The sequence below is a fragment of the Marinobacter sp. Hex_13 genome (assembly GCF_001566815.1).
Lineage (GTDB): Bacteria > Pseudomonadota > Gammaproteobacteria > Pseudomonadales > Oleiphilaceae > Marinobacter > Marinobacter salarius.
Map to the genome: position 1 here is coordinate 14,549 of NZ_LSMM01000078.1, position 13,731 is coordinate 28,279.

Below are 13,731 nucleotides of genomic sequence, written 5' to 3' on the forward strand. Positions count from 1 at the left end.
ACCATTCCCGACGCTGGTAACACCATGGAAATACGCTGGCTTGAAGACTTCATGGCGCTGGCCCGAACGCGTCATTTCTCACGTGCCGCTGAACTGCAGCATGTGAGCCAGCCGACGTTCAGCCGCCGCATCAAGCTTCTCGAGGAAGCCATGGGGGCAACACTGATCAACCGCCAGACCCTGCCATTGTCGCTGACACCGGCGGGGGAGGCTTTCGTTGAGCTGTGCGAGCGCGTAACGCGGGACGTTCGTGAAACCAAAGACCGGATCAGCGACATGGAGTCCGAGGCGTCTGCCCGGATCAGTGTGGGATCAACCCAGGGGCTGTTTTCCCACTTTTATCAGGGGTGGGCACGGCAGGAGGGATTGGCCGAGCGGCTACAACTGAACCTGAAGGCCACCAACTGGGTGGGGGAGCAGTTTCTGGATGCGCTGGATAGCGGCGAATGTGATCTGGTGCTGTGCTACTGGCATGAGGATCTGCCCTGGAAGGATCATCTGAGCGAGGACCGCTACGAATGGGTGACGCTGGCGAGGGAATTTCTGGTGCCTGTAAGTGTGGCCGATGAAAACGGGCAACCACGATTTGCGCTGCCGGGCACGCCGGAGCAGCCCGTCCCGCTGATTGCCTATCACTCCCGGGGGTTCCTGCAGTCTGCCATTGAGGGGCACCTGAACAGGTGCAAGCTGCCAGCCAACTTATTGCCACTGAATGAAAATACCCAATCGGCCGGTATCAAGGCGCTGGTAAAACAGGGCTTTGGCATGGGGTGGCTGCCACAACGAATGACGGAAAAGAGCGAGCGTTTCGGCAGTCTTACCCGGGCCGGGGACAAACGTTGCGATGTGCCATTGGAGATTCGCTTGATTCGCCTGCGTGAGCCCCGTTCCGACGATCTGCTAACCCTCTGGAAAACACTGGAAAACAAGCATGTCTGACACCGAGTTACTGTCACTGCAGACGGACCATATTCGCACGCTTCAGCAGCGTTACGAGCACGCCATCGCCGAGCAGGGTTATGACGGTCTGCTGATCAGTTCCGGCGCCGCACCCGTGCGTTATGGTGACGACCAGGCATGGCATTTTCAGGGCTATGGCCCCTTCCTGCACTGGACCGGGCTGACCGGGCAGGAACACAGCTGGTTACTTATCCGGCCCGGGCATAAGCCGCTGCTCAGTCTTTATCACCCCGTGGACTTCTGGCATGCCACTCCGGAATTGCCGGACGAGCCCTGGCTGCAGTCGATGGAGGTGCGTTCCAGTGATCGTCGGGAAGCGCCGGTAATGAACGTCAATGGCAGGCTTGCCGTTGTGGGCGACCCGTCCCAGTTGTCCGGGGTTGATGGGGAGCATAATCCGGAGGGCCTGTTGTCTGCTCTGGACGAAACCCGGGTGCATAAGACCCCGTATGAAATAGCCTGCCTGGCTCGTGCCAACCACATTGCCATGCAGGGCCACCGGGCGGCCCGAAAGACGTTTCTGGACGGAGGCAGTGAGTTTGAAATAAACCTGGCCTACCAGCAGGCGACCGGGCAGCGTGAAGCCCAAGCGCCGTATCACAGTATTATCGGCGTAAATGAACACGCCGGCACCCTGCATTACCAATACTATGACACCGAAGCCCCTGCGCGTCCCCGCAGCCTTCTGATCGACGCCGGTGTCCGTTTTCGCGGTTACTGTTCCGACATTACCCGCACCACGCCCGGGGCAGGGGAAAGGCGTTTTGCCGCGTTGATTCAGGGGCTGGAACAATTGCAGCAACGGCTGTGCGGGATGGTTGCACCCGGCGTGGAGTATGTGGCGATCCATCGCAAGACCCACCAAGGCATTGCGGCACTGTTGAATGCCGCCGGAGTGGTTCAGGGGGTGGATGACGAAACCCTGGTGGAGCAGGGCGTTACCAGGGCGTTCTTTCCGCACGGTATTGGTCATTTCCTGGGAGTTCAGGTGCATGACGTCTCTGGCAAGAAAGAACCACCGCCGTCAGACGCCCCATTCCTACGCCTGACCCGGACCCTGGAGGCAGGCATGGTCGTCACCATAGAGCCGGGGCTTTATATCATTCCTTCATTGCTGGACCCGGTATTGGATGGGCCACTGGGGAAGAACTTTAACCGTTCAGTGATCGATGAATTACGAGGGTGCGGCGGTATTCGCATTGAGGATAATGTGGTCGTTACACGCGATGGCGCCAGAAACCTGACCCGTGAGGCGGGCGGTTAAAAAGAATTTGCACAAAAATCGCTCTTTGGGCTTGCAAAGCTGCATGCAAATGACAATAATTATCACTAGCTTTGTTATCGTTAGTGAGATGCTCCTATGTACGTATGCCTCTGCCATGGTGTAACAGACCGAGAAATCCGTGAAGCCGCCGACAATGGCGTCAGTTCCATGCGCCAGCTTGGCAAGGAGCTCGGTGTTGGCACGCAATGCGGTCGTTGTGCCTGTACAGCACGGGAGATTCTCCGCGAAAGCCGCACCCCCGATTACCTGGCCATGGCTGACATGCTAGCCCAGCCCGCCTGACGGATAGGGTAGTGATAGGGAGAGTGCGGAATCCGTTCTTGCCTGCACCTGATTCCTAAATGTGATTTTTTCTCCCCGCGTGAAAGACTATCCTTGTAAGGATCGCACACTCACGAAAGGAGATCCGTCATGAAAGGCGACAAGAAAGTCATCCAGTTCCTGAATAAAGTACTCGCCAACGAGCTGACCGCCATCAACCAGTACTTCCTCCATTCCCGCATGTACAAGGATTGGGGTATCACCAAACTGGCGGACAAGGAATACGAAGAGTCCATCGACGAAATGAAGCATGCGGATCTGCTGATCGAACGCATCCTGTTTCTGGAAGGGCTACCTAACCTCCAGGACCTAAACAAGCTGCTGATCGGTGAAAACGTCGAGGAAATGCTGTCCTGTGACCTCAAACTGGAAATGATCGCCCATCAGGACCTGAAAGATGCGGTTGTTCATTGTGAGCAGGTGAAGGACTACACCAGTCGTGAACTGTTCCGTGGCATCCTCGACAGCGAAGAAGAGCACATCGATTGGCTCGAAACCCAGCTCGACATGATCGGCAAGATGGGTATCCAGAACTACATCCAGCTTCAGTCGTCCGCCGCGGAGTAAACATCAGTGACAATGGATCTGTCCTGTTTTAAAGCCTATGACCTTCGTGGCCGAGTGCCGGACCAGCTTAACCCAGAGCTGGCCGAACGCATCGGTCGCGCCTATGTGGAAGTGACGGGGGCGAAAAGAGTCATCGTCGGCTACGACATCCGGCTGTCCAGCCGTGAAATCGCCGACGCCCTCTGCTCCGGCCTTATGGCCGCCGGTGCCGACGTTTTCGACATCGGCCTGTGTGGTACCGAGCTGGTCTACTTCGCCACCAGCCATTACAAAATGGACGGCGGCATCATGGTCACCGCCAGCCACAACCCGCGTGATCACAATGGCATGAAGATGGTGGGGCCGGACTCGCGCCCTATCAGTTCCGACAACGGCCTGAATGACATCCGGGACCGGGTGCCTGAGCCCTTCGGTGATGCGCCGGAACAGGGACGATATGAGCCGCTGGAAGTGGTTACCGCCTATATCGATCACCTGTTGGGTTATATAGCGGCAGGATCGCTCAAGCCCAAAACCATCGTGGTCAATGCTGGTAACGGCGGGGCGGGGTTGATTGTCGACGAGCTGGAACAACACCTGCCGTTCGATTTCGTCAAAGTGCACCACCAGGCCGATGGTCATTTCCCGAACGGTGTTCCCAACCCCATTCTGGAAGAAAACCGCGCCGCCACCGCGGATGCGGTTGTGGAGTATGGCGCTGCCATGGGCATTGCCTGGGACGGCGACTACGATCGCTGCTTCTTCTTCGACGAAAACGGCCGCTTCATCGAGGGCTATTACATTGTCGGCCTGCTGGCAGACCAGTTCCTCCGCAAAACCGGCGGCGGTAAAGTCATCCACGACCCAAGACTGACCTGGAACACCATCGACCTCGTCAACGCCGTTGGCGGCGAAGCCATCGAAAGCAAAACCGGGCACGCCTTCATCAAACAACGCATGCGCGACGAAGATGCCGTCTACGGCGGCGAAATGAGCGCCCACCACTACTTCCGCGACTTCGCCTACTGCGACAGCGGCATGATCCCCTGGTTGCTCGTCGCCGAACGCCTGTGCCAGTCCGGCCAGACGCTGTCCTCCCTGATAGACGCCAGAATCGAGGCCTATCCGGCCAGCGGCGAAATCAACCGCACGATCGATGATCCCTCCAAGGTCATTGCCGCCATCGAGGCCAAGTACAGCCCGGGCGCCAAAAGTGTCAGCCACGTCGACGGTGCCAGCATCGAATTCGACGACTGGCGGTTCAACCTTCGTATGTCCAACACCGAACCGGTGGTTCGCCTGAATGTGGAATCGAGGGGGGATATTGCGTTGATGAAGGAAAAAACGGCAGAACTGCTGGCAGAAATGCAAAGGCTAAACGAGGAAGGCTAACTCCGAACTCTGAGGCAGGCCGGCATGATTCCCTCTCCCGAAACTGTGCGGAGCCATGGATGGCGAAGCCCAAGCGTCACATGGATGTGCCGCAAGGAGCGTGTTTCGGGAGAGGGAATCATGACGGACTGTCTTGCACCAATGGCAAAAGCCGGGAACCACTCAAAGCCAGTCGTTCAACATAATCCCGATGCCAATCCGCTGAATCCGCTCATTGTAGTCAATCAGACTCTCACCATAGCCATTGTAATAATGGACATACCCCTTGATCGTATCCCCCATCGGAAAGCTATAACCCAACTCAATCGACGTCTTGTTGTCTGACCGCAAGTTGTTCATCAGCTTCATCGACAGCGTTCGATCCTCACTCCACTTGTAGATCGCCATGTAGTTCGCATAGCCCAGATAGCGCTCAATATCCTCATTGTCGTCCTCGCTGTCATCCTCCGGCAGTCGATACCAAGGCTGAAGGATGAACAGCCAGCGATCATAGCTGTAGGCTGCCGACCCCACGATCCGGTTCCAACTGCGGGAACGGGGTTCCGACTGGCCATTGGACTCATGATTAAAGCCCAGCGTGACACCATTCAGCCTGCCAGGGCCCAGGTCATAATTCGTCTCATAGCGTACAAAGACTTCCGGCTCATAATTGGTTTCCCGGAATGGCGCTGAGTCATCCGTGTTATACACCTGCCAAAACGATTTCTGGGTGTAGCCGAACCAGAGCGTCGTGCGGTCATCCAGCCAGCCAGTCAACAAGGGTACCTTGAAACTGATCTGGTACTTGGCTTCCTGGTTGTCGATGCCATAGTCGTAATCGGTTGCGCCCAGTCTCGGATTTGTGGGTTCACGATTGGCATTCTTCATATAGCTGAACGGCAGGATATACATCGGCCGATGGCCAACAAAACTGCCGGAAAACGAGAAAATAGCCTTCTCTGCGGCGACATAACGGTTCAGGATCGCCGACATCACGCCGGTATCTTCTCCGTCCTCTCCTGTCGTGCTTTCTTCCGCGGGCCCCAGTGTTGCATCGCCGTTTTCCGCATTCGCTGCCTCTTCGTACTGCAGCGCCTCCGTCGACTTGTCGATGGCGTCCAGGCTCTCATCAGAGGCACCATTGCGAGCGCTGGCCGGGTCATTGATGGCGTCGTAACATGCGAGACGCTGAACGCCATCCTTGATCAGGGCACAGTCTTCCGGCTTCACTCCCTCAAAATTCCGGTTCCCGGGGGGCTCGTCCTGCGCGGTGGCCGTTCCGGGAAGGAACAGATTCAGAGACAACAGCAAGCCAGTAAACCTCAAAAGTTCAGGGCGGCGAACGATGGGCATGGTCCAGTCCTTATGCGTTGGAAACACTGATCCAGGTGTTGGCGACGCCGTAAGCCCATACTCCGAGCAGCGTCATCACCAGCAGGGAAAATACGATTTTATGCCGGGGTTTGCGTTCAGCAGCTGCTGCGACCACCCAGCGCAGGTACATCAGCCCGATAAAACTGATGAATACCGCAAGACTTGCGGCGGCGGGAATCAATAACCACACAGGGCTCAGTGCGGCACCCTCTGCCGCGCGGCTGGAAAACCAGCCCATGGACGCCAGCAGTATGGCTACCGCGGTAAACTCGGTGATCAGTAATGGCTTTCGCCAGGGGTGTGGCTGGTTGGTATCAGGCATACATTCGAACCTTCGGTATCTGTTTGGTGCATGGTACCCGGAAAGTGCTTCCGGAGCGCTCTGACTTACGAAATGGCAACGAAAATTGATTGAAATCGGGGGTTCATTTTGCAGTTTGGTTTTTTTGGCCTGCCGCAGTCGCTATAATGCGTGCACTAACGATTATAACGCCCAATTGTGAGGTGCATTGTGATGATGAAGAGAGTCCTGGCTGCCGTATTGCTTGGTTTCGGCCTGACCGCAGGTGCCGTAATGGCCAATGTTGAAGATGAAATTCGTGCTCGCATTGCCCCGGTTGGCGAAGTGTGCGTCCAGGGTGAGGACTGTGGGCAGGCAGCTGCTCCATCTGCAAGCGCAAGCTCGGGCCCTCGTTCTGGAAGTGACGTTTACGATGCAGCCTGTACCGCTTGCCACAGCACTGGCGCGGCAGGCGCTCCCAAGAAGGGCGACACAGCCGCATGGTCACCCCGTATTGAAAAAGGACTGGACACACTGGTCAATCACGCAATCAACGGCTTCAATGCCATGCCGGCCAAGGGCGGTTGTTCCGGGTGCTCTGATGAGGAAATCGAGAGCGCCGTCGAGCACATGGTTGAGGCCAGCCAGTAGCAACTGTACTCCGGCCCACGGTAGATCAAAAAGCCCCCGATATTACGGGGGCTTTTTATTGGTTAGCGGAATGTTCGCCCGTTAGTGAATGGGCATATAGGTCAGTTGCCCTTCGATTCGCTCAGTGCCGTTTTTGGGCGTTGTCACTGCAATTGACCAGGTTTTGGGCCCATCTGCGCTGTTGCTGTCATGCAGAACATTGAGCCGGGAGTCCAGCCAGCCAAAAGCGCCGGATTGAGACATTGTCACCCAGGACGTCTGGCTCGTTTCCGCCGACTGGTTTGGTAGCGCTTTCCAGCTGGGGCTCTCCGTATTAACGGTGACTTCGGTTCGGGTAAATCGTATAAACGCCTCCCCGTCCGTGCCCAATACGGTCAGAGGTTCTTCACCTTGATATCGAAGCAATATGCCCGGGCGCGGTGCATCCAGAATGATTGCACTGAGTCCGGGAATGTCGGGTTGATGGGCTATTCGAGCCTTTACGATGCCGTCCGGAACGTCCTCTGTCTCCAGTGCACCGTGGGCCCCTGCCAGCCCGGAGGCTGACAGGGACACCAGGCCGAATAACACCGGGGCCGCCAGGCGAGCTCCGATCTGTTCGATGTGTTTCATAACAACCCTCCTGACGGTCACAGCAGCTCGAGGGTTGACTCAATGATGCCACCGCTGGTGGTGGTATCGCTGGCCACCTGCGTGGGCGCCATGCAGGCGAGATTCTCATTCACCACGGTGATCGGCGCGGACACCGAGGGTACGCGGCCATCTGGGGTGTCCTTGCTGACGAACAGCATGTATTCGCCGGCGGGCACCACGTTGTGGTTGTCGGGCATGGTCAGAGTCAGCTTGTTGCCAGGGCCCCGCTCCATGACCAGTTCAATGGCACGCTGGTCACCGTCAATGACGTGGGTCATGACTGTACGGCGAATCAGTAAGGCCTTGTCGATCTGATCCACCTGGTCGACCTTGATGTTGAATCGGTCGCCAATGGTCAGATTGCTGGGCGCACTTCTGATTTTGGGTCGGTCGTCCCGCATGGCGTAGGGCGGAGTGTAGATTTCGAAACTCGGATCACGGCCGTCATAGGGTGCGAGTCCGAAATCCTGAAGATCCACGAACGTCAGGTAAGCGGTGTTGATTGGTGAGTGGCCGGCAACCATAACGCGGCCGTCCTCCATCAGTACCGCAGTGTTGTGGTAGGTGCGGGCGCGGTGGCCGGTAGCCATTTCCGTCCATTCTCCGGTTTCCGGGTTGAACTGCTCGGCGGTGCGGATCGGGCCTTCCAGGCCGGGCGCTACCACACCGTCACGATTGCCGCCGCTGAACACCATCACGGTGCCGTCGGGCATCACAACGTTTGTGCCGTACCAGCGAGGCTGATTCAGTGGGCCGGCCAAACGCGACTCGTAGCCGATTTCGTCGCCGTTGGTGGTGACAGTATCGATGCGGGTCTGGTCGGTGGGCAGGTAGCCGCCGGGGTTCGTCAGTACTGCATAACTGGGTACGCCGCCCGCGGTCAGCAGTTCCACTTCATTGTAGTTACCGCTGGCGTCTGGTTTCAGCGGCAACATGGTGGACGACGTGGAGCCCCGCATACCACCGGCGATCGCCATGCGCAGATCTTCTTCAGATACCCCAAGATCAGCTGCGCTGGTCAGCAAATCCGTGGGCGAGTCAAGAACATCGCCAAGCAGTGAGCCGACCTGATCAAGCGACAGGTTGGTGATGTTCAGGGTGCTGCTCAACTGACCCAGCCCGGCTTCATCCAGCCTTAGTGGGAGGCCGGCATAGCCAATGTCGTTCCAGCGCTGGGTATCCGGGTTGAAACTGGCGACAATGTTCCACAATGCCTGATCGTAACCCTGGCCGAATGGGTTGAAGGCCTGGCCACCAGCGTTGTAGAAGATGTGTCCATTCGGCAGCAGATGCATGCGTGGATAGAGCGGTAAGGAGCGATCAGCGGTGGACGGATTCTGCGTCCAGGCACCGGCGCAGGGGTCGTAGGTCTCCGTTTGCACCACGTTGCGTCCGCTGTTCAGTGGCTCATCCGGGTACACTGGCTTCAGCAGCTTGGTGACACCACTGGCGACGAAGACGTTGCCGTTGCCCATGGTTACGAGTGATGGATACCAGCGCCCGTAGGTCATATCGCCACTTTGGCGCCAGGTGTTGGTCTCCTCGTCGAATATTCTCGAATTCTTGATGCCTTCCAGTTCCGCCACCCCAAGAGGCAGGCCATCAATGCCTGGCTCGGAATAGTAGTCGGTGCCGCCAACGGCCATCACATCACCGTTGGCCAGGCCGATGACGTCGGAGCAGAACAGGGCGCCGTCGTTGGCGCTGGTGTTGTCGGCGGTATCGAGCAGGCCATCCAGCTCGGTGCCATTCAGCAGTGTTTCACTGTCGTTGCCATCCGGGTTGGCGCCGGCGTCCAGGGGAGAGGGTTTGATCCAGGATGGATTGTCGTTTTCATCCAGCGACAGAACGCGGGTCTGATCGTTGACGGACACTTCGCCAAATTCCGCAACAATGGATAACTCAACGTTCTCAGTGCCTTCCAGGGCGTTCAGGTAAAGCAGGCGACCGTCTTTGAGAAGTGCCATGGTGCCGGCCGCGGGTTTGCACTCATCCATGCCATCAGCCCGGGTAATGCATTTTTCGTCCGTTTCGACAGCTTCACCATCCACAATAATGGTGGGTTCCGCAAAGGGCTCACTGAACGTGCCCTTGCTGTTGTAACTGTCAGGAGCTGCCGGTTCCTCAGTCTGGGTCGTTGAGTCCTCGGATGAGCCGCCCAGCAGGCTGCCGAGAAGGCCCGCGTTGGCGGTGCCTGATCCTGCGATGAGCAGAATCAGCGAACCGGTGACGCTTGATAATCGATTGAATCGACGGGACATGGTGTTCTCCTGATCTTGTTTTTGTGTTTGCCGGAAGCAAAGCTCCCTAGGCTGTTACGGATCAGGAGGTCATAAGGTTGCAGGGATTGTGAAAAAACGTGAAATTCAGCTTCCGAGGTCGCCGAGTAATGCACTGAGGGTGGCCTTACCTTTTTGCTGGTTGGCTTCCACGTCCAGGTCGCCGGTGCCTTCCCATCTCAGGTCGTCCTCGGGCAGCTCATCAAGAAACCGGCTTGGAATAGTTTCCAGCTTTTCGCCGTACTGTTTTCGCTGGGCGGCAAACGTAAGGGTCAGGGTTTCCCGGGCTCGGGTGATACCCACGTACATCAGTCGCCGTTCTTCCTCGACATTGCCTTCCTCAATGCTGGAGCGGTGGGGCAGTATTTCCTCTTCCAGACCCATGATGAACACGTGGGGGAATTCCAGGCCTTTTGAGGCGTGGAGGGTCAGTAGCTGGACCTTGTCGCTGTCGTCCTCTTCTTCGCGCTGCTCCATCATGTCGCGCAGGATTAGCCGGCTGATGGCGTCTTCAATGCCCATTTCGTCGGCCGTACCCTTGCCGTCGTCCAGCATGCGCTGGATGGACTCCACCAGATACCAGATGTTCTCCATTCGCCGTTCCGCCTGTTTTGGCGAGCCGGAATGCAGGTGTAGCCATTCCTCATATTCGATATCGGTGAACAACTGCTTGATCACCGGAATCGGATCTTCGCTGTGCAGGCGCTCGCAGGTGTTGTCCACCCAGTGAGCGAAGCGCCGCAGACGGTCCAGCCCCTTCTCGGTAACGTGGGTTTCGGCCCCCATATCGCCCAGGGCACGAAACAGGCTGACGTTGCGGGAGCGGGCGTAATGGCTGAGCTGTTCCAGCGTGCGGGGGCCGATCTCCCGGCGGGGCACGTTCACGACGCGCAGGAATGCCGCGTCGTCATCCGGGTTCACCAACAGACGCAGATAGGACATGGCGTCCTTGATCTCGTTCTTGGAGAAAAACGACTGGCCACCGGATATGTGATAGGGGATCTGGTAAGCCTGCAGTTTCATTTCCAGCAGCCGTGCCTGGTGGTTGCCCCGATAGAGAACGGCGAAGTCCCGGAAAGCCAGGCCTTTCTTGAGTTTCTGGTCGAGAATTTCCGTAGCCACCCGTTCGGCTTCCGCGTCTTCGCTGCGGCAGCGGACGATTCTTAGCTCGTCCCCGACCGTATGATCACTCCACAGGGCTTTCTCGAACACGTGGGGATTATTGGCAATGACCGTGTTGGCACAACGAAGGATGCGAACCGTGGAACGGTAGTTCTGCTCCAGTTTGACGATTTTGAGGCTAGGGAAGTCTTCCTTGAGCTGAGCAAGGTTTTCAGGCCGGGCGCCGCGCCAGGCATAGATCGACTGGTCGTCATCACCAACGACGGTAAAGGCGGCCCGTTCTGCCACCAACAGCTTGACCAGTTCGTACTGGCACAGGTTGGTGTCCTGGTATTCGTCCACCAGCATGTAGCGGATCTTTCGCCGCCATTTCTGCAACACCTCGGGGTTGTCGCGGAACAGCTGTACCGGCAGCAGGATCAGATCATCGAAATCCACCGCGTTATAGGCCTTCAGGTATTCGTTGTAGTGGCGGTAAATGATGGCAATACGCTGCTCCCGCTCATCAGCGGCCCGGCTCCAGGCGTCCTGGGGGCTGCGCATGGCATTCTTCCAGGACGAGATGGTCATCTGCACGTCAGACAGTTCATCGCCGGCATCCGCGCTGGCCTCGCGCATCATCAGGTCCTGCAGCAGGGCCTTGGCATCTTCCGCATCGAAGATCGAAAAACCGGGGTGATAGCCCAGGTGCTCGTGCTCCTCGCGGATCATGTTCAGCCCGAGGTTATGGAAGGTGGAAACAATCAATCCCCGGGTCAGTTTGCGATCCACCAGGCGTCCGACACGTTCTTTCATTTCGCGCGCGGCCTTGTTGGTGAAGGTCACGGCGGCGATATGACGCCCTGGAATGCCAAGGTGTTCGATCAGATAAGCCACTTTGCGGGTGATCACGCTGGTCTTACCGCTGCCGGCACCAGCCAGTACCAGCATAGGACCCTCCGCGTAGCGGACGGCTTCACTCTGTCGGGGGTTGAGCTTGTTCACAATAATTGCGCCAATCCGGGAAATTCCGAGATAACCTGGGAAGCAAACATTCTACACTAGGCAGACATGCTGTACCTTGACGATCTATCAGCTATTCTTGAGGGAACGGAGATGTTTGATCACGAGGAACGGGACGCTTCTTAATGACCCTGGCAGTAAAACAACCCAATCCCAGCCATGTACGGCTGCTGGTGCTGACGCCGGAGTATGCGGATTTTCTCTGGCTGGGTGCGCTCCTGTCACGTGATTGTGAAATGGAACCGGACCTGACCTGGTGCCCGGATCTTATCGACTGCGATGATCTGATTCGCAATACCCATTTTGACGTTATCCTCTGGGACTGTGTGTTTCATGGCGGTTCCGAAGACGCTTTCCTGCAGTACCTGTCCGTGTCCAGCAACGAAAAACCGGTGCTGGCACTGAGTGCCGAGCCAGCCTCCGAGCGCGCTGTTGACCTGCTTGCCAATGGCGCTTCGGACTACCTGAGTCGCCAGTCATTGGAAGAGTGGGGGCTGCGCCGCGCGGTACGCTGTCTTTGGTATCGGCAGCAGCTTTCGGAGTCCGCTCACGGCCAGTTGGGCCGGGAAGTGGCCAGTGGTTTTATCAACCGTGACCTGTTCTTCGATCGCCTGCAACAGGCATTGCTGAGGGCCGAGCGTGCCAGCCAGCGGCTGGCGTTGTTGCACATCAACCTGGATGATTTCCGCAGCTTCAATGAATCCTTCGGTTACCAGAAGAGTGACCAGATCATGCTGAAGCTGGCGGAACGGCTGCGACAGAATTTGCGGCGAGTGGATTCGCTGATGCGCATTGGCGGCGACGAGTTTGCGATCATTGTCGAGAAAGTGGAAGACTCCCTGGATATTACCCAGATCATCCGCAAGCTCGTGACTGCGATGGGTGAACCATTCAGCCTTGACGGCCAGAATGTCGTCGTCAGCGCCAGCCTCGGTGTGGCCACCTACCCGGAAGCGGGTGACAGCCCGGAAAACCTTCTGCGACGTGCCAACCGAGCCATGTTTGAAGCCAAGCGCGACCCAGGTACCAGTTACCGGTTTTACGATCGTCAGTTGCACATAACGGCCGGATACCAACTGCGCCTGGAGGCGGATCTCCGTAACGCTCTGCGGGGCAATGAGCTGGAAGTGTATTATCAGCCGCGTATCGACCTCGCGTCGGAAGAAGTTCGGGGGGTGGAGTGCCTGCTCCGGTGGAATCATCCGGAAAGGGGGTTGGTGGGGCCGGACGAATTCATTCCAGTGGCAGAGCGCAGCGGGTTGATCGTTCCTATCGGCTACTGGGTGATCGAGCAGGCCTGCAAGCGTCTTCAGGAGTGTTCAGATCTCGGGCACCCGGGGCTGGTGTTTGCCGTGAACCTTTCGTTCCGTCAGTTCCATGATCGCAAGATGACCGAAACCATTTTCCGCATTATCTTCAATGCCAATATCGACACCAGTCTGTTGGAGTTGGAGCTTACGGAAAGCGCCATGATGCATGACCCGGAATATGCCCAGCGATGTCTGCGGGAGCTCAATCAACTGGGTATCAGTTTTGCCCTGGATGACTTCGGAACCGGGTTCTCCTCACTCAGCAATCTTCAGCACCTGCCTATATCCCTCGTAAAAATCGACAAGTCTTTCGTTCAGGAGTTGGGGCAGTCTGCCGACGCCGAGCATATCATCCGTGCCATTATCAGCCTGGCTCACAGCCTGCAAATCAGCGTGGTGGCGGAAGGGGTGGAGACGGAAGGACAACTGGAATTCCTGCGCCAGCAACACTGTGATGAAATTCAGGGTTACTACTACGCGCGCCCCATGCCATGGGCAGATCTTGTGCAATTCCTGGACAACCGTAGCCGCGCTGCTTGCCTGCAGCAATAAGCCGCTGTACCTTTGCGCTTTGACTCGTAAGCATCAGATGAGGTT

Annotated in this window: 12 protein-coding genes; 7 read left to right on the plus strand and 5 right to left on the minus strand. The window is 57.3% G+C overall.

Annotated elements, in window-relative coordinates:
- Positions 1-24 precede the first annotated feature (24 nt).
- The 5 genes from AXW11_RS18380 to AXW11_RS18400 all read left to right on the plus strand — a co-directional run bounded on the left by AXW11_RS18380 (position 25) and on the right by AXW11_RS18400 (position 4,504).
- The gene (locus tag AXW11_RS18380) at positions 25-939 is read left to right on the plus strand and encodes a LysR family transcriptional regulator (protein WP_036202957.1); all 915 of its coding nucleotides are present in this window, start codon (positions 25-27) and stop codon (positions 937-939) included.
- Positions 932-2,224, plus strand: coding sequence for a Xaa-Pro dipeptidase (gene pepQ, locus AXW11_RS18385; protein WP_091642206.1), 1,293 nt, complete (start codon positions 932-934; stop codon positions 2,222-2,224). Before AXW11_RS18380 ends, pepQ begins: the two co-directional genes overlap by 8 nt.
- Positions 2,225-2,320: 96 nt before the next feature.
- Positions 2,321-2,527, plus strand: a complete 207-nt coding sequence (locus AXW11_RS18390; RefSeq protein ID WP_007153573.1) for a bacterioferritin-associated ferredoxin — start codon at positions 2,321-2,323, stop codon at positions 2,525-2,527.
- Between the two features lie 129 nt (positions 2,528-2,656).
- Positions 2,657-3,133 carry a bacterioferritin gene (gene bfr, locus AXW11_RS18395; protein WP_007153572.1) on the plus strand — a complete coding sequence of 159 codons (477 nt, stop codon included), beginning with the start codon at positions 2,657-2,659 and terminating at the stop codon, positions 3,131-3,133.
- 12 nt (positions 3,134-3,145) lie between these two features.
- Positions 3,146-4,504 (plus strand): phosphohexomutase domain-containing protein, encoded by a 1,359-nt coding sequence (locus AXW11_RS18400; protein ID WP_091642209.1) that lies wholly within the window; start codon positions 3,146-3,148, stop codon positions 4,502-4,504.
- A 162-nt stretch (positions 4,505-4,666) separates the two neighbouring features.
- On the opposite strand, the gene AXW11_RS18405 is transcribed toward AXW11_RS18400, so the two are convergent.
- A complete protein-coding gene (locus AXW11_RS18405; RefSeq protein WP_036202968.1) occupies positions 4,667-5,836 on the minus strand; it encodes a phospholipase A in 1,170 nt (389 codons plus the stop codon).
- A 10-nt stretch (positions 5,837-5,846) separates the two neighbouring features.
- On the minus strand, positions 5,847-6,179 hold the full coding sequence (locus tag AXW11_RS18410; RefSeq protein WP_036202970.1) for a hypothetical protein: 333 nt from the start codon (positions 6,177-6,179) through the stop codon (positions 5,847-5,849).
- Between the two features lie 195 nt (positions 6,180-6,374).
- Between AXW11_RS18410 and AXW11_RS18415 the strand changes: the two genes are divergently transcribed.
- Positions 6,375-6,788 carry a c-type cytochrome gene (locus tag AXW11_RS18415; RefSeq protein WP_036205573.1) on the plus strand — a complete coding sequence of 138 codons (414 nt, stop codon included), beginning with the start codon at positions 6,375-6,377 and terminating at the stop codon, positions 6,786-6,788.
- An 81-nt stretch (positions 6,789-6,869) separates the two neighbouring features.
- On the opposite strand, the gene AXW11_RS18420 is transcribed toward AXW11_RS18415, so the two are convergent.
- The 3 genes from AXW11_RS18420 to rep form a co-directional block, all read right to left on the minus strand.
- Positions 6,870-7,400: a hypothetical protein gene (locus AXW11_RS18420; protein ID WP_036202972.1), complete on the minus strand. Its 531-nt coding sequence runs from the start codon at positions 7,398-7,400 to the stop codon at positions 6,870-6,872.
- 17 nt (positions 7,401-7,417) lie between these two features.
- A complete protein-coding gene (locus AXW11_RS18425) occupies positions 7,418-9,682 on the minus strand; it encodes a galactose oxidase early set domain-containing protein (RefSeq protein ID WP_075194992.1) in 2,265 nt (754 codons plus the stop codon).
- A gap of 105 nt (positions 9,683-9,787) precedes the next feature.
- Positions 9,788-11,806, minus strand: coding sequence for a DNA helicase Rep (rep, locus tag AXW11_RS18430; protein ID WP_075194993.1), 2,019 nt, complete (start codon positions 11,804-11,806; stop codon positions 9,788-9,790).
- A 143-nt stretch (positions 11,807-11,949) separates the two neighbouring features.
- Here rep and AXW11_RS18435 point away from each other — a divergent pair, with 143 nt between their 5' ends.
- The gene (locus AXW11_RS18435; RefSeq protein WP_075194994.1) at positions 11,950-13,686 is read left to right on the plus strand and encodes an EAL domain-containing response regulator; all 1,737 of its coding nucleotides are present in this window, start codon (positions 11,950-11,952) and stop codon (positions 13,684-13,686) included.
- Positions 13,687-13,731: the final 45 nt, after the last annotated feature.

Coding starts and splice junctions, on each gene's coding strand:
- AXW11_RS18380 (WP_036202957.1), top strand. CDS start 25: ATGGAAATACGCTGGCTTGAAGACTTCATGGCGCTGGCCCGAACGCGT.
- pepQ (WP_091642206.1), top strand. CDS start 932: ATGTCTGACACCGAGTTACTGTCACTGCAGACGGACCATATTCGCACG.
- AXW11_RS18390 (WP_007153573.1), top strand. CDS start 2,321: ATGTACGTATGCCTCTGCCATGGTGTAACAGACCGAGAAATCCGTGAA.
- bfr (WP_007153572.1), top strand. CDS start 2,657: ATGAAAGGCGACAAGAAAGTCATCCAGTTCCTGAATAAAGTACTCGCC.
- AXW11_RS18400 (WP_091642209.1), top strand. CDS start 3,146: ATGGATCTGTCCTGTTTTAAAGCCTATGACCTTCGTGGCCGAGTGCCG.
- AXW11_RS18405 (WP_036202968.1), bottom strand. CDS start 5,836: ATGCCCATCGTTCGCCGCCCTGAACTTTTGAGGTTTACTGGCTTGCTG.
- AXW11_RS18410 (WP_036202970.1), bottom strand. CDS start 6,179: ATGCCTGATACCAACCAGCCACACCCCTGGCGAAAGCCATTACTGATC.
- AXW11_RS18415 (WP_036205573.1), top strand. CDS start 6,375: ATGAAGAGAGTCCTGGCTGCCGTATTGCTTGGTTTCGGCCTGACCGCA.
- AXW11_RS18420 (WP_036202972.1), bottom strand. CDS start 7,400: ATGAAACACATCGAACAGATCGGAGCTCGCCTGGCGGCCCCGGTGTTA.
- AXW11_RS18425 (WP_075194992.1), bottom strand. CDS start 9,682: ATGTCCCGTCGATTCAATCGATTATCAAGCGTCACCGGTTCGCTGATT.
- AXW11_RS18435 (WP_075194994.1), top strand. CDS start 11,950: ATGACCCTGGCAGTAAAACAACCCAATCCCAGCCATGTACGGCTGCTG.